The organism is Duganella lactea, assembly GCF_009857505.1.
Taxonomy (GTDB): Bacteria; Pseudomonadota; Gammaproteobacteria; order Burkholderiales; family Burkholderiaceae_D; genus Rugamonas; species Rugamonas lactea.
Window position 1 is genome coordinate 63541 of the sequence record NZ_WWCP01000020.1, and the last position, 15653, is coordinate 79193.

10 protein-coding genes are annotated in these 15653 nt (G+C 64.7%); 5 read left to right on the forward strand and 5 right to left on the reverse strand.

Annotated elements, in window-relative coordinates; genetic code table 11:
* Positions 1-33 precede the first annotated feature (33 nt).
* The gene (mnmH, locus tag GTP44_RS16480) at positions 34-1083 is read right to left on the reverse strand and encodes a tRNA 2-selenouridine(34) synthase MnmH (RefSeq protein WP_160990522.1); all 1050 of its coding nucleotides are present in this window, start codon (positions 1081-1083) and stop codon (positions 34-36) included.
* Complete coding sequence (locus GTP44_RS16485) at positions 1080-1727, reverse strand: arylesterase (RefSeq protein WP_161020300.1); 648 nt, start codon at positions 1725-1727, stop codon at positions 1080-1082. The genes mnmH and GTP44_RS16485 overlap by 4 nt, the downstream gene beginning before the upstream one ends.
* Positions 1728-1758: 31 nt before the next feature.
* Here GTP44_RS16485 and GTP44_RS16490 point away from each other — a divergent pair, with 31 nt between their 5' ends.
* Complete coding sequence (locus GTP44_RS16490) at positions 1759-2472, forward strand: ABC transporter ATP-binding protein (protein ID WP_160990520.1); 714 nt, start codon at positions 1759-1761, stop codon at positions 2470-2472.
* 29 nt (positions 2473-2501) lie between these two features.
* Here GTP44_RS16490 and GTP44_RS16495 read toward each other — a convergent pair whose 3' ends face one another.
* Positions 2502-4013, reverse strand: coding sequence for an NAD(P)H-hydrate dehydratase (locus GTP44_RS16495; protein WP_161020301.1), 1512 nt, complete (start codon positions 4011-4013; stop codon positions 2502-2504).
* A 96-nt stretch (positions 4014-4109) separates the two neighbouring features.
* Here GTP44_RS16495 and GTP44_RS16500 point away from each other — a divergent pair, with 96 nt between their 5' ends.
* From GTP44_RS16500 to GTP44_RS16505, 3 genes are all read left to right on the forward strand, one after another.
* Positions 4110-7706: a hydantoinase B/oxoprolinase family protein gene (locus GTP44_RS16500; RefSeq protein WP_161020302.1), complete on the forward strand. Its 3597-nt coding sequence runs from the start codon at positions 4110-4112 to the stop codon at positions 7704-7706.
* A gap of 128 nt (positions 7707-7834) precedes the next feature.
* Complete coding sequence (locus GTP44_RS27225; RefSeq protein ID WP_202424113.1) at positions 7835-7975, forward strand: hypothetical protein; 141 nt, start codon at positions 7835-7837, stop codon at positions 7973-7975.
* A gap of 13 nt (positions 7976-7988) precedes the next feature.
* A complete protein-coding gene (locus GTP44_RS16505) occupies positions 7989-8978 on the forward strand; it encodes a TraB/GumN family protein (protein ID WP_161020303.1) in 990 nt (329 codons plus the stop codon).
* Here the strand turns inward: GTP44_RS16505 and GTP44_RS16510 are convergent.
* Entirely contained in the window at positions 8975-10615 is a 1641-nt protein-coding gene (locus GTP44_RS16510) for a response regulator (RefSeq protein ID WP_161020304.1), read from the reverse strand. The two genes, GTP44_RS16505 and GTP44_RS16510, sit on opposite strands and share 4 nt — an antisense overlap.
* A 226-nt stretch (positions 10616-10841) precedes the next feature.
* Here GTP44_RS16510 and purL point away from each other — a divergent pair, with 226 nt between their 5' ends.
* Positions 10842-14909: a phosphoribosylformylglycinamidine synthase gene (gene purL, locus GTP44_RS16515; RefSeq protein ID WP_161020305.1), complete on the forward strand. Its 4068-nt coding sequence runs from the start codon at positions 10842-10844 to the stop codon at positions 14907-14909.
* Between the two features lie 8 nt (positions 14910-14917).
* Here the strand turns inward: purL and GTP44_RS16520 are convergent, their stop codons facing one another.
* Entirely contained in the window at positions 14918-15649 is a 732-nt protein-coding gene (locus tag GTP44_RS16520; protein ID WP_229256950.1) for a DNA alkylation repair protein, read from the reverse strand.
* Positions 15650-15653: the final 4 nt, after the last annotated feature.

The following is a 15653-nucleotide window of genomic DNA, read 5'->3' on the forward strand; positions in this document are numbered from 1 at the left end:
CCGATCATTCCCGCTTAGGCGGGAATGACGTTTCTAGAGCAGGCGGCGGGCGGCGGCGATGAACGCCTCATCGCTGATATCGGCCAGCTCCAGCGGCTGCGCGCTCGCGTAGCGGATAAAGTTGCGGTCGATCGAACGCAGGTAAGCGGGATCGTAATGCTGGGCCAGCAATTCATCGACCAGCGCGGCCATCTGGCCTGATTGCGATAGCGATTGCCAGTGCGCGATCCTCTCCTTGCCATGCAACTGGGTCAGATGCTCCAGTTGCACATTCAGCGATGCCGGATTCAGCAGAAAGTGCGCGTAATCGGCCATCAGCAGATTGACGCGCTCGGCGCGCGGTAGCGTCAGCGCGATGCAATCGGCGGCGCGCATGCTGTCCATCAGTGCCGCCGGCACGCGCAGGTTGCCGACCTTCTTGCTCTCCGCCTCGACAAATACCGGCCGCGACGCGTTAAAACGGCGCAGCACGTCCCAGATACGGGTCTCAAACGCCTTCTGGCTCGGCTGTTGCTGGCTCGGCAAATGACCCAGCACCGAACCGCGATGCGCGGCCAGTTGCTCCAGGTCGAGCACTTGAGCACCTTGCGCGGCCAGCGTCTCCAGCAAACGGCTCTTGCCGCTGCCGGTGGTGCCGCACACCACTTTCAAGGTCAAGGCCGGCGCCTGTTCCAGCGCCGCGTTCACTTCCTGCCGGAAAGCCTTGTAGCCGCCCTCCAGCTGCACCACCGGCCAGCCGACCTTGGCCAGAATATGCGCCATGGCGCCGCTGCGGTTGCCGCCACGCCAGCAATAGACCAAGGGCCGCCACTCGCGCGGCTTATCCATCCATAACTCTTCGATGTGCCGGGCAATATTCTTGGCGACCAGCGCCGCCCCGAGCTTTTTTGCCTCGAACGAGCCCACCTGTTTGTACATGGTGCCGACGCGGATACGTTGCTCGTCATCGAGCACCGGCGCGTTGATCGCACCGGGCAGATGGTCCTGCTCGAATTCGACTGGGCTACGGGCGTCGATGATGGCATCGAATGCATCAAGTTGGGCCAGCACCTGATCGATGCTCAATACTTCGGGATACCTCATTTTGCCTTGATGGCTTTCTGTAATGTCGGCCAGATATTGGCCAGGATAATCGGATGGGCTTCGGCCAACGGATGCAGGCGGTCCGGCTGGAACAGTTGCGGCTTCTCGGCCACGCCGTCCAGCATGAAAGGCACCAGCGGCGCCTTGATCTCTTTGCTCAAGGCGCCATACATGGCGAAGAATTTCTCGGCGTAATCGCGACCATAATTGGGCGGCATGCGCATGCCGATCAGCATCACCTTGGCATTGGCCTTCGTGACCGCCTCGTTCATCGCCAGCAGATTGGCTTTGGCGGCGACGACCGGCAGGCCGCGCAGGCCATCGTTTGCGCCCAGCTCGATCACCACCAGATCCGGCTTGTGCTTGGTCAGCAGCGCCGGCAGACGCGAGCGACCGCCGCTGGTGGTTTCACCGGAGACGCTGGCGTTGACAATCACCGCATCGATGTTATTCTCCTTGAGTTTGCGCTCGGCCAGCGCGACCCAGCCGGTGCCGCGCGACAAGCCATATTCGGCCGACAGGCTATCTCCGAGCACCAGCACGGTTTTTGGTGCAGAATAGGCGCTCGTCGCCGCTGCCATCAAGAGCAGGGCGGCCAGTGCGCGCAGTATTTTTCCAGATAAACAATTAACCACATTCAGCATGCCCGATTTCCCTAAAGCGTCTACCCAATTCATGCCGGACGGACCGGCCCTGGCGCCGTCGCCGGTGACGACGGCTGCTGTACAGCCGGCCATAGCCGTGCAAGGCCTGGCCAAGCGCGTCGCCGATGCCGCCGGCGAACTGACGATACTGCACGAGGTGGATTTTACCGTGCAAAAGGCCGAGACGCTGGCGATTGTCGGCGCCTCGGGTTCGGGCAAATCGACCTTGCTCGGTTTGCTGGCCGGCCTGGACACGCCGAGCGCCGGCAAAGTGGTGCTGGACGGCGTCGACATCTACGCGCTGGACGAGGACGGCCGCGCCGCGCTGCGCAAGGAAAAGCTGGGCTTCGTGTTCCAATCCTTCCAGCTGCTGGCGCATTTGACGGCGGTGGAAAACGTCATGCTGCCGATGGAGCTGGCGGGCATTGCCGGTGCGCGTGAAAAAGCCGAAGCCATGCTGGCCCGCGTCGGCCTGTCGAGTCGCCTGAAGCACTATCCAAAATACCTGTCCGGCGGCGAGCAGCAGCGCGTCGCCCTGGCGCGCGCCTTCGTCACCGAACCACCGCTGCTGTTCGCCGACGAGCCGACGGGCAGCCTCGACGCCGCCACCGGCGAAGCCGTGATCCAGCTGATGTTCGAACTCAACCGCCAACACGGCTCGACGCTGGTCCTGGTCACGCACGACCAGGCCATGGCCGCCCGCTGCGGCCGCACCATCACCATCGCCGCCGGCCGCCTCGTATGAAGGTCCGGTGTCAGACCTGACACCGGGGTTTAGCGGGCGTGGTGTTGGACCATGCGGTTGAGGGCGGTGCGGATCGCGGGGATCAGCTCGCCGGCGGTGAGGCCGATCGGGCCGCTGCCTTCGGTCACCAGCACGTCCGCCGCCATGCCGTGCAGCCAGACTGCGGCCAGCGCCGCTTCCCAGCGTGGCCAGTCTTGCGCCAGCAGCGCGCCGCACAGACCGGCCAGCACGTCGCCGGTGCCGGCCGTCGCCAGCGCGGGATTGCCGGTGGTGTTGATGACGGCGTCGCCATCCGGCGCGGCGATGACGGTGCCGGAACCTTTCAATACGACTACCGCGTGCAGCCGCGCGGCCAGTGCGCGCGCGGCCGACAGGCGGTCGGCTTGCACAGCGCTGATGCCGGTGCCGAGCAGGCGCGCGGCTTCCAGTGGATGCGGCGTCAGCACCGTCGGCGCTTGACGTCGTGCCAGCGCGTCTTGCAACGCGGCGTCGCCGGCCAGCAGGTTGAGGGCATCGGCGTCGGCCAGCAGCGCGCTGTCGGCGGCGATGGCCTGGGTTAGTAACGCGTGTGAGGCTGCCGAGGCGCCCATGCCGGGGCCGATGACCAGCGTGGCCTGGCCGAGGTCGAAGTCGTGCGCGGCGCGACACATCAGTTCCGGCTGGCCGGGATCGGCGGGCAACGCATCTTCAACAAATAGCGCGTAGACCCGGCCCGCGCCGCTGTGGATGGCGGTGCGCGCCGCCAGTATCGGCGCGCCGCTCATGCCGCGCGCGCCGCCGATCACAGCCACGCTGCCGTAGCTGCCCTTGTGCGAGTTGTGGCGCCGCGTCCGCAAATGGTGGGCGAAGAACTTGACGTCGTTCAAATGCAGCCTGGCCGGCGCGAAATGGCCGGCGCCGATCTCCAGCCGGGCGATGTCGACCAGCCCGGCATAGTCCCGGCCATCGCACGTGTGCAGCCCCGGCTTGTTGCCGATGAAGGTGATGGTGTGCGTGGCGCGGATGGCGACGCCGTCCGGACCGATCACGCCGCCGGTGTCGGCATCCAGTCCGCTCGGCACGTCCAGCGCCAGCACGCTGCAACGCAGCCGGTTGATGGTTTCCACCAGCGATCGCAGCGCGCCGCCGATCGGGCGCGTCAGGCCAATGCCGAACAGCCCGTCGATCACCAGGTTCCATTCGGTGCCGGCGATATTCGCGTCCTCCGCCGCGCGGAAGCGGGCGTCGCTCGATTGCGCCCTTGCGAGCGCTGCCTGGCGCTCGGTCGACGCGGCGCTCGGGTCGGCCGGCGGGTAATGGATCAGCGTGACCTGCGCGCCGGTGAAGGACAGATGGGCGGCCGCTTCCAGCGCGTCGCCGCCATTGTCGCCGGGGCCGGCCAGCACCAGCACCCGCGCCTGCGCGGTGGACATCGGCAGCAGGTCCAGCGCGGCATTGGCGCCGGACTGGCCGGCGCGCTGCATCAGCGCGCCCGGCGGTAGTGTGGCGGCGGCCGCGCGTTCGATGGCGCGGAGTTCTGCAACGGTATAGAGTGGATTCATCGTGCCATTCTAGCATCTAAAAAATGTGGCCTGTCCGCTGGTGTGCGCTGCGTCGGCGGCACTACAATACGAGCTTCACAGCTCAGCGAGGCAGGCATGGATTGGCAATTCTGGATAGACCGGGGCGGCACGTTTACCGATATCGTGGCGCGCGCGCCGGATGGCCGGCTACGCACACTCAAGCTGTTGTCCGAGAATCCCGAGCATTACCGCGACGCTGCCATCGCCGGCATCCGCCAGTTGATGGGCATCGCCAGCGGCAATCCGATTCCCGTCGCGCAGATCGGCGCGGTGAAGATGGGGACCACGGTGGCCACCAACGCGCTACTGGAACGCAAGGGAGAGCCGACCGCGCTGGCGATCACGCGCGGCTTCCGCGACGCGCTGCGCATCGCTTATCAGAACCGTCCGCGCCTGTTCGACCGCCGCATCGTGCTGCCGGAGCTGCTGTACAACCATGTGATCGAAATCGATGAGCGCGTCGGCGCGCATGGCGAAGTCGTCGCCGAACTGGATCTGGCGGCCGCGCGCGCCGGGCTGCAACAGGCTTACGACCAGGGATTGCGCTCGCTGGCGGTGGTGTTCATGCACGGCTATCGCTACCACGACCACGAAGCCCAGGTCGCCGCGCTGGCGCGGCAGATCGGCTTTACGCAGGTGTCGGCCTCGCACGCCATCAGCCCGATGATGAAACTGGTGGCGCGCGGCGACACGACGGTGGTGGATGCCTACCTGTCGCCCATTTTGCGGCGCTACGTCGATCAGGTGGCCAGCGAGCTGCCGGGCGTCAATCTGCAATTCATGCAGTCCAACGGCGGCCTGACCGACGCCCGCGCCTTCCAGGGCAAGGATTCGATCCTCAGCGGGCCGGCCGGCGGCATCGTCGGCATGGTGCGCGCTTCGCGGCTGGCCGGCTTCGACAAGGTGATCGGCTTCGACATGGGCGGCACCTCGACCGATGTGTCGCACTATTCGGGCGAGTTCGAGCGCGTGTTCGAGACCCAGGTCGCCGGTGTGCGCATGCGCGCGCCGATGATGAGCATCCATACGGTGGCCGCCGGCGGCGGCTCGGTGCTGCATTTCGACGGCAGCCGCTATCGCGTCGGCCCGGACAGCGCCGGCGCCCATCCCGGACCGGCCAGCTATCGCCGTGGCGGTCCGCTGGCGGTCACGGACTGCAACGTCATGCTGGGCAAAATCCAGCCGCAGCACTTTCCGCAACTGTTCGGCGCCGATGGCAAGCAGCCGCTCGACGCCGCCGCCGTGCGCGAGCGTTTCCGCGCCATGGCCGCCGACATCGCCGCCGCCACCGGCAACGAGACCACGCCGGAGCAGGTGGCCGAGGGCTTCCTCGACATCGCGGTCGGCAACATGGCCAACGCCATCAAACAGATTTCCGTGCAGCGTGGCCATGACGTCACCGAGTACGCGCTGACCAGTTTCGGTGGCGCCGGCGGCCAGCACGCCTGTCTGGTGGCCGACGCGCTCGGCATGAAAACGGTCTTCGTCCATTCGCTGGCGGGCGTGATGTCGGCCTACGGCATGGGCCTGGCCGACCAGACGGCGATGCGCGAAGCGGCGGTCGAGGCGCGCCTGAGCGCCGACGGTCACGCCGATCTGGCCGAGCGGCTCGACGCGCTGGGCCGCCAGGCGCGGGACGACTTGCGGGCGCAGCACGTCGAGGACGCGCGCATCGTGCTGATCCGCCGCGTGCATCTGCGCTACGAGGGCACGGACACCGCGCTGATCGTGTTGTTCGATCAGGTCGAATCGATGCGGCAACAGTTCGAGGCGGCCTACCGCAAGCGCTATTCCTTCCTGATGCAGTCGCGCGCGCTGATCGTCGAGGCGGTGTCGGTGGAGGCCGTTGGCAAGTCCGAGGCGCCGGCCGAGACGGTGGAACCGGCCGCGCGCCGCGTCTCCGGCCTGACGCCGCGTGCGGTGGTGCCGATGTACAGCGGCGGCGCATGGCGCCAGACCAATCTTTATCAGCGCGCCGGCACGCGCATCGGCGACATCATCAAAGGCCCGGCGATCATCGCCGAGGCCAACGCCACCACCATCGTCGAAGCCGGCTGGCAGGCGGAGGTGACGCCGCAGGACCATCTGGTGCTGACGCGCGTGGCCGCCTTGCCGGAGCGGCGCGCCATCGGCACCAGCGCCGATCCGGTGATGCTGGAGATCTTCAACAACCTGTTCATGTCGATCGCCGAGCAAATGGGGCTGCGGCTGCAAAACACCGCGTACTCGGTCAACATCAAGGAGCGGCTCGACTTCAGTTGCGCCATCTTCGACGCCGACGGCAACCTGATCGCCAACGCGCCGCACATGCCGGTGCACCTCGGCTCGATGGGCGAGAGCATCAAGACCGTGATGCGCGAGAACGCCGGCCGCATGCGTGCCGGCGATGTCTTCATGCTCAACGATCCGTACAACGGCGGCACCCATCTGCCGGACGTCACGGTGATCACGCCGGTGTTTGACGAAGCGGGCAGGCAGATCCTGTTCTACGTCGGCTCGCGCGGCCACCACGCCGATATCGGCGGCACCACGCCGGGCTCGATGCCGCCGGATTCGGGCGTCATCGAGGAAGAGGGTGTGTTGATCAATAACTTCAAGCTGGTCGATGGCGGCCAGCTGCGCGAGGCCGAAACGCGCGCCTTGCTGGCCAGCGCCCAGTACCCGGCCCGCAATCCGGACCAGAACCTGGCCGATCTGCGGGCGCAGATCGCCGCCAACCAGAAGGGTGTCGACGAGCTGCACAGGATGGTGGCGCATTTCGGCCTGGCGGTGGTGCAGGCCTATATGGGCCATGTGCAGGATAACGCCGAGGAGGCGGTGCGCCGCGTCATCAGCGCCCTGCAGGACGGTTCGTTCACGCTGCCGCTGGATAACGGCGCGCGGATTCAGGTGGCGGTACGCGTGGACCAGGCGGCGCGCAGCGCGGAAATTGATTTCACCGGCACCTCGGCACAGCTGGAAAACAATTTCAACGCGCCGGCGGCGGTCTGCATGGCGGCGGTGCTGTACGTGTTCCGCACGCTGGTGGACGACGAGATTCCACTCAACGCCGGCTGCCTCAAGCCGCTCAAGGTGCTAATTCCAGAGGGTTCGATGCTGAATCCGCGCTATCCGGCCTCGGTCGTGTCGGGCAATGTCGAAACGTCGACCTGCATCACCAACGCGCTCTACGGCGCGCTCGGCGTGATGGCGGCGGCCCAGGGCACGATGAACAACTTCACCTTCGGCAATGCGCAGTACCAGTATTACGAGACCATCAGCGGCGGTTCGGGCGCCGGCGATGGCTTCGACGGCACCTCGGTGGTGCAGACCAATATGACCAACTCGCGCCTGACCGACCCGGAAATCCTGGAGTTCCGCTTCCCGGTGCGGCTGGACAGCTACGAGATCCGCGCCGGCAGCGGCGGGGCGGGGCGCTGGCATGGCGGCAACGGCGGCGTGCGCAAGGTACGTTTCCTGCAAGCGATGACGGCCGCCATCCTGTCCAACAACCGCATCCATGCGCCGTTCGGCATGGCCGGCGGCGCGCCGGGCGCGCTGGGCCGCAACAGCGTACAGCGCGCCGACGGCACGGTCGAGGTGTTGGGCCACATCGGCAAGACCGCTATGCAGCCGGGCGATGTGTTCATCATCGAGACGCCGGGCGGCGGCGGCTTCGGCCAGTCAACGTAAGTCGGCCGGCGCCAGGGCCAGCGATCCGATACCCCCGGTATCGGATCGCGCCACCTCTCATTCGTGTCTTGTGCGTCGCGCGCGCCGCGACGTACAGTTGAATTTTAGACAGGAATGAGGACTACGTCATGCGCACATTACTGAGGCTGTTCCAGACCCGCAGCTCGCCGCGTGCCGCCATCTTGTCGGCTTTCCTGCTGTGCGGTCTGTATTTCGCTTGCTGGTACTTCATCAGCCACTGCTTCGCCAGCGGCGTCATCGCTTTCTGAATCCAAGGACCCCATGTTCAAACGCTTGTTGCCCACTTTGTGCCTGCTTCTGCCACTGACCGCCGCGCTGGCGCAAGAGGAGCCGGCGCCGGCCGCCGAAACGGCAACCGTGCTGCTGGTCGGCCAGCGTCCCGGCCCCGGCCTGTGGAAGGTGAGCAAGGGCGATCACACGCTGTGGGTATTCGGCACCTATTCGCCGTTGCCGGACAAGCTGGAATGGCGCTCGCAAGAGGTTGAGAAGGTGCTCGCGCAATCGCAGGAATATCTGGCGCCGCCGCGCGCGCAGTTCAAAATCGGTTTCTTCAAAAGCTTGACGATGCTGCCGACGCTGATCGGCCTGGAGAAGAATCCGGACGGCGCCACCTTGAAGGACGTGTTGCCGGCCGAGGTCTACGCCCGCTGGCAGCCGCTGAAGGACAAATACCTGGGCAAAAACAGCGGTGTCGAGCGCGAGCGGCCGATCTTCGTGGCGCAGAAACTGTACGAGGCCGCACTCAAGCAATCCGGCCTGACGCGCGGTGCGGCGGTCGATAAGAAAATCGACGGCATCGTCAAACAGCACGATATCAAGGTCACCGAGACCGGTATCAAGCTCGACACCAGCAACGCCTCCGAAGCCCTGAGCGATTTCAAAAAATCGCAACTGGCCGACACCGCCTGCTTCACCAAGACGCTGGACCGATTAGAGTCCGACCTGGACGCGATGCGCGTGCGCGCCAACGCCTGGGCCAAGGGCGATATTGACGCGATCCAGAAACTCAGTTTCCCCGATCAGAAAGCCGCCTGCGACGATGCCATGTTGAACGCGGAGTTCGTCAAGAAACAACCGGCGCTGCAGAACGTCAAGGAGCGTGTGCAAACGGCATGGGTGGCGGCGGCTGAAAAGGCGCTGGGGCACAACACCAGCAGCTTCGCCATGCTGAGCATGACCGATATCCTCGGCGGCAACAGCTACCTGAACGCGCTCAAGGCCAAGGGGTACGAAGTGACCAGCCCGGACTAAGCGACGGCCGAAATGCCGTACTTGCGCTGGGTGTGATGATACTGCGCCGTCAGCGTTTCCAGTGACGGATGGGCTGGATCGAGACGGCGTATGCGTTCCAGCAGGAAGGTACATTGCTCGCCCAGCGGCGCCTCCCAGCCCAGATCGTCCAGTTGCTTGAGCATGGTGGCGGCGGCCGCCGACAGCAGCGGCAAATTGCCCGGCGCCCGGCGCAGCGCCGTCGTGAGGGTGTCGACCGCCGCGCGCAGCTCGCCTTGCGAACGCTGGCGCGACGCCTGCGCGATAAGCTCGTCGACCTGAATCTTGATCTGCTCGCCCATGCCCTGCGCCAGATCGTGGCGGCCGGCTTTTTCGAACACCTGCACCGCGTCCTCCATCGAGACGCCGCTTTCGTTGTCGTTCATCAGGTTCAGCATCAGGTCCGAGGCTTGCTGGTCCAGCTTCATGTTCAGGCAGCTATGGACCAGGCCGACCTTCAGGCCGGCCGACAGCCCACGGGTGCCGGCCACGCCATTGATCGCGTTCATCAGCTCGGCCGCCGCGGCGCTCATATTGCCGCTCATCTGCTGCACCATGCCGGAGGCGATGGCGCGGCACACATCGACGTTCGGGCTGCTGCGCAGCGACCGCTCCATGTCGCGGATGACGCTGCCCGCCTGGTGGGCATCCCCTTTCTTGACCAGCGTTTTGACCAGCTTGACATGGTCCTCCGGGTCGCGGAATTCGGAATACTTGGCCTTGGCCACCACCTGCTTGAAGGCTCTCTCGGCCACGCCCACATCGCCGGTCTCGAACGCCACTTCGCCCAGATGGCGCAGCCGGCGGACCATGTGCGGCGAAATCTGCACCGCGTCTTCGAGGATTTTCTTGGCCGCCTCGTGCTGGCCGAGCGCCTCGTGGGTGCGCGCCAGCAAATCGTAGGCCGCCATGTAGCGCGGATTCTGTTCCAGCAACTGCTGCAGCGTTTCCTGCGCCTCGGCGTATTTGGCCAGGCCATAGCGGCAGCGCGCCAGGCCCAGATGCGCCCAGGCGACCGGGCGCGTCATCAGTATCCACTGGTAGACCATTTCGGCGTCGCCCAGCTCGTTGATGGAGAACAGCAGCTCGGCGCGCAGCCGGGCGAAGTCGATGGCGTAGCGCGGATTGCGGTCCTGCGAGGCCAGGCAGTCGGTGATGGCCTTGCGCACATTGCCCAGGTCGATCTGCTGATAAATCGGCAGAAACTGCTGGCGCCGATCCACCGCACGGCCGATGCGCTGCAGCAGCGAATCCACCGTGAAGGGTTTGAGCAGGTAGTCGGTCGGCGTCAGTTCGGCCGCGCCGATCACCTTGCCGTACTCGCCCTCCGAGGTCAGCATGATGAAGATGCTCCACGGCGAAATCAGCTTGTGGTGGCGCAGGTCCTCCAGCAACTGCTGGCCGTCCTGGCCGTTGGCCTCGCCACTGCCGTTGCCCAGGTCGTACTCGCACAAGATAATGTCAAACGGCTTCTTGGCGAGCTGACGGATCGCCGTGCCTGAGCTGACCGCGTATTCGATCTTGGTGATCGACGACTGGCTCAGCATATTGTGCAGGTTGCCGCGCATGCCCGGATTCGGGTCGACGATCAGCACCGACAAGTCGCTATATTCTGCCATTGTTCACCATCCCCGCTAATATCTGATCAGCATACTCCAAGGCAAATGAAAATACCCGAATTTTGGCGCTGAATGTTGCTTCTGAGCCAGCTTTTGCCCGGTTCAGACACTATATGGCCTCGCTGATAGCGGGTATAATGTCGGCAAAGGAAAATCTGCAAGACCAGTATCTCGTGCCTCATTCCCCTTTAAACCGCAGCCTAGCTGCATCAACTATCTTCCAACCATGCTGATTCTGCCGGGCTCTAACGCCCTGTCCGCATTCCGTAGCCAACGCCTGTTGAATCAATTGCAAGCGGTGCTGCCGTCCGTTGCCGCCGTCCAGGCGCATTATGTCCACTTCGTCGATGCCGCCGCGCCGCTGTCGGCCGACGACACGCAGCGCCTGCAAGGCTTGCTGACCTACGGCGAGCCGGCCCAAGCCGACAACACTGAAGGCCATGCCGAGGCGTTCTTCGTCATCCCGCGCTTCGGCACGATTTCGCCATGGGCCTCGAAGGCCACCGACATCGTCCACAACTGCGGCATGGTACACATCAAGCGCGTCGAACGCGGCGTGGCCTACCGCATCAACCTGAAGACCGGCATCCTGGGTAGCGCGATCGGCGCGCCGAAAAAGCTCAGCGACGAGGAAGTGCAGGCGGTGATCGCGCTGCTGCACGACCGCATGACCGAGTCCGTGCTGCGCTCGCCGGACGACGCGGCCGGTCTGTTCCGCGAACTGCAGGCTCGTCCGCTGGAAACGGTGGACGTGATCGGCAGCGGCAAGGCCGCGCTGGACAAGGCCAACACCGACCTCGGCCTGGCCATGTCGGAAGACGAGGTGGAATACCTGGACGCCGCCTTTACCAAGGCCGGCCGCAATCCAACCGACGTGGAACTGATGATGTTCGCGCAGGCCAACTCCGAGCACTGCCGCCACAAGATCTTCAACGCCGACTGGACCATCGACGGCGTCGCCCAGCCGAAATCGCTGTTCGGCATGATCAAGAACACCCACCAGTTGCAGCCGAAGGGCACCGTGGTCGCCTACAGCGACAATTCGTCGATCATGGAAGGCGCCGAAGTGATGCGCTTCTTCCCGCAGACCGGCAGCAACGAATACGCGCCGCTCAGCGAGCTGACCCACACGCTGATGAAGGTGGAAACCCACAACCACCCGACCGCGATCTCGCCGTTCCCGGGCGCCTCGACCGGCGCCGGCGGTGAAATCCGCGACGAGGGCGCCACCGGCCGCGGCGCCAAGCCGAAGGCGGGCCTGTGCGGCTTCACCGTCTCCAACCTGCTGCTGCCGGGTGCCGTGCGGCCGTGGGAAAGCGACGCCGTCGTCACCGCGCCGGTCAGCGGCGCCGACTACCGCGACAGCGGCAAGCCATACGGCAAGCCGGAGCGCATCGCCTCGCCGCTGCAGATTATGATTGACGGCCCGCTGGGCGGCGCCGCCTTCAGCAACGAATTCGGCCGTCCTGTGCTGGGCGGTTACTTCCGTACCTACGAACAGAACATCGGCAAGCAGTTTGCCGGCGCGCACGACACCGTGTTCGGCTACCACAAGCCGATCATGATCGCCGGCGGCATCGGCAACATCTCGTCGCAGCACACGCACAAGAACGACATTCCGGTCGGCAGCCTGCTGGTGCAGCTGGGCGGCCCCGGCATGCGCATCGGCATGGGCGGTTCGGCCGCCTCGTCGATGGCGACCGGCACCAACACCGCCGACCTGGACTTCGATTCGGTCCAGCGCGGCAACCCGGAAATGGAACGCCGCGCGCAGGAAGTCATCAACGCCTGCTGGCAGCTGGGTGCGAAGAATCCGATCATCTCGATCCACGACGTCGGCGCCGGCGGTCTGTCGAACGCCTTCCCGGAAATCACCAACGACGCCAAGCGTGGCGCGATCTTCGATCTGCGCAAGATTCCGCTGGAAGAAAGCGGCATGGCGCCGAAAGAAATCTGGTCCAACGAATCGCAGGAACGCTATGTGCTGGCGATTTCGCCGGACGACCTGCCGCTGTTCAAGTCGATTTGCGAGCGCGAGCGCAGCCTGTTCGCCGTGGTCGGTGTGGCCACCGAAGAGCGTCAACTGAAGCTGGTTGACCCCGAACTGGGCAACGAACCGGTCGACATGCCGATGGATGTGTTGCTGGGCAAGCCGCCCAAAATGCAGCGCGATGTGCACCATGTACAGAACGATTTCCCGGCCATCGACCTGACCGGCATGGACTTGGAAGAAGCCGCCAAGCGCGTGCTGCTGCTGCCGACCGTCGGCGACAAATCCTTCCTGATCACCATCGGCGACCGTACCGTGGGCGGCATGTCCGTGCGCGACCAGATGGTCGGTCCATGGCAGGTGCCGGTGGGCGATTGTGCCGTCACCGCGATGAGCTTCGAAGGCTATCTCGGCGAAGCGATGGCCATGGGCGAACGCACGCCGCTGGCCGTGATCGACGCCGCCGCCTCGGGCCGCATGGCCGTGGCCGAAGCGGTGCTGAACCTCGCCGCCGCGCCGATCCGTTCGATCGAGGACATCAAGCTGTCGGCCAACTGGATGGCGGCCTGCGGCCAGCCCGGCCAGGACGCCGCGCTGTACGACACCGTCAAGGCGGTCGGCATGGAACTGTGCCCGGCGCTGGGGATCTCGATCCCGGTCGGCAAGGATTCACTGTCGATGCGCACTACTTGGAAAGAAAGCGGGAAAGACGGCGATGAGGCAAAAGCCGTGCTGTCGCCGGTCTCGCTGATCGTGTCGTCGTTCGCGCCGGTGTACGACGTGCGCAAGTCGCTGACGCCGCAACTGCGCACCGACGTCGGCGACACCGCCATCATTCTGATCGACCTGGGCCGTGGCAAGAACCGTCTGGGCGCCTCGGCGCTGGCGCAAGTCATGGGCCAGCTGGGCAATTCGGTGCCGGACGTCGATAATCCGGAAGACATCAAAGCCTTCTTCGCCGCCATCCAGCAACTGAACGCGGACGGCAAGCTGCTGGCTTACCACGACCGTTCGGATGGCGGCCTGTACGGCACGCTGACTGAAATGGCCTTTGCCGGCCGCACCGGCCTGTCGATCAATCTCGACATTCTGACGCTGGAAGAGGGGCACGGCGCCGATCAGGGCGACGCCAAGAACTGGGCCACGCAGATCGCCGAACGCCGCAACGAGCAGACGCTGCGCGCTCTGTTCTCGGAGGAGCTGGGCGCCGTGGTTCAGGTGCGCGCCGAAGAGAAATCGGTGGTCATGGACGTGCTGCGCTCGTTCAACCTGGGTGCTTGCAGCCACATCATCGGCAAGACCAATGACCGTGGCGTGATCGAATTCACCCGCGACGCCAAGGTCATCTACAACAAGCCGCGTGTCGAACTGCACCGTCTGTGGAGCGAGACCAGCTGGCGCATCGCCCGCCTGCGCGACAATCCGGCCTGCGCCGACGCCGAATATGACCGTCTGCTGGACGAACAAGACCCAGGCATCACGCCGAAAGTCACCTTCGATCTGAGCGACAATGTGGCCGCGCCATTCCTGGCCACCGGCGTGCGTCCGCGGGTGGCGATTCTGCGCGAGCAGGGCGTCAACTCGCACATCGAGACCGCCTACGTCATGCACCAGGCCGGCTTTGCGGCGATCGACGTCCACATGAGCGACCTGATCTCGGGCCGCGCCAGGCTGGACGACTTCCAGGGCGTGATCGCGGTGGGCGGTTTCTCCTACGGTGACGTGCTGGGCGCGGGCGAGGGCTGGGCCAAGACCATCCTGTTCAACAACGCGCTGTCCGATCAGTTCGCCAAGTTCTTCGCCCGTGCCGACACGTTCGGCCTGGGCGTGTGCAATGGCTGCCAGATGCTGAGCAACCTGAAACCGCTGATTCCCGGCGCGCATGCGTGGCCGAAGTTCACCTCCAACAAGTCGGAGAAGTTTGAAGCCCGCTTCGCCATGGTGGAAGTGCTGGATTCGCCGTCGATCTTCTTCCAGGGCATGGCCGGCACGCAGACGCCGATCGCCATCGCCCACGGCGAAGGTTACGCGGACTTCTCGCAGACCGGTAACATCGTCGAGGCGGTGCACGCCATGCGCTTTGTTGATAATCGTGGCGAGGCGACCGAAGCCTATCCGTACAACCCGAACGGCTCGCCGCAAGGCTTGACTTCGGTCACCACGCCGGATGGCCGCTTCACGGTGATGATGCCACACGCCGAGCGCGTCTTCCGTACCGTCCAGCACTCGTGGGCGCCGGAGTCGTGGGGTGAGGAATCACCGTGGATGCGGATGTTCCGGAATGCGCGCCGCTTCGTTGGCTGATTGATAAATTAATCAGGGGCCAGATGTTTATTGGCCTCGCGGAAAGAGAGCGGCGCGAGCCGCTCTTTTTGTTCGCGGGTGAATATCCGAACGGCGTCCGGCGCATATCGGGCATAATCCCTTAATGCCCAGCCTATCGCTTTTTGGATGAAGAATTCCTTTTCTCCGGCCAGCGTCAGGCAGTAATTTAATAAACGCTGCTCATCGGTTTTATCGCACCAGCCCAACTGGTGCAGCAAGGCGATACGGCGTACCCACATATTATTATCGCGTAACGCGTTATCCATATAATGGTGCTGATAGCGCAATATGTCGCCGATGATGCCGGACAGTCCATCCACGGTATCCCACCAGGATTTAATCTGTGCCAATTCCAGCAGCGCCGGTATATGCGCGCTGTTTAGTTTTTCCCAGTACATAGCCAGCATGTCCAGCGCGACATGTTGATATTCGCGTTCTGGCAATCGCCACAGCGCGTGGGCGTGTTCGATTAACTTCTCGGCACCCGCGTCTTTTAATTCGCTCAGCAGCGGTCTGCCTGCGGCGCGGCGTTCCGGGGTGGCGACGCCCAGACAGTCGAACTGCTCGCGCAGGTAAGCGCGCATGGCTGGCGCTCGCTCGGCATTGGCGGCAGCGGCGAGAGCGCTCGTCAGCCGGGACAGGAAGGCGGTATCGGTGCTGCTTACGGGCATGATCGTACTGATTGCAGATTTGTGATGACGTAAAAAAAGCGCCTGCATGCAG

Excerpts from the sequence above, each read along its gene's own strand:
- GTP44_RS16520 (WP_229256950.1), bottom strand. The coding sequence starts at position 15,649 with ATGCAGGCGCTTTTTTTACGTCATCACAAATCTGCAATCAGTACGATC.
- GTP44_RS27225 (WP_202424113.1), top strand. The coding sequence starts at position 7,835 with ATGCGCACATTACTGAGGCTGTTCCAGACCCGCAGCTCGCCGCGTGCC.
- GTP44_RS16505 (WP_161020303.1), top strand. The coding sequence starts at position 7,989 with ATGTTCAAACGCTTGTTGCCCACTTTGTGCCTGCTTCTGCCACTGACC.
- GTP44_RS16495 (WP_161020301.1), bottom strand. The coding sequence starts at position 4,013 with ATGAATCCACTCTATACCGTTGCAGAACTCCGCGCCATCGAACGCGCG.
- GTP44_RS16490 (WP_160990520.1), top strand. The coding sequence starts at position 1,759 with ATGCCGGACGGACCGGCCCTGGCGCCGTCGCCGGTGACGACGGCTGCT.
- mnmH (WP_160990522.1), bottom strand. The coding sequence starts at position 1,083 with ATGAGGTATCCCGAAGTATTGAGCATCGATCAGGTGCTGGCCCAACTT.
- purL (WP_161020305.1), top strand. The coding sequence starts at position 10,842 with ATGCTGATTCTGCCGGGCTCTAACGCCCTGTCCGCATTCCGTAGCCAA.
- GTP44_RS16485 (WP_161020300.1), bottom strand. The coding sequence starts at position 1,727 with ATGCTGAATGTGGTTAATTGTTTATCTGGAAAAATACTGCGCGCACTG.
- GTP44_RS16510 (WP_161020304.1), bottom strand. The coding sequence starts at position 10,615 with ATGGCAGAATATAGCGACTTGTCGGTGCTGATCGTCGACCCGAATCCG.
- GTP44_RS16500 (WP_161020302.1), top strand. The coding sequence starts at position 4,110 with ATGGATTGGCAATTCTGGATAGACCGGGGCGGCACGTTTACCGATATC.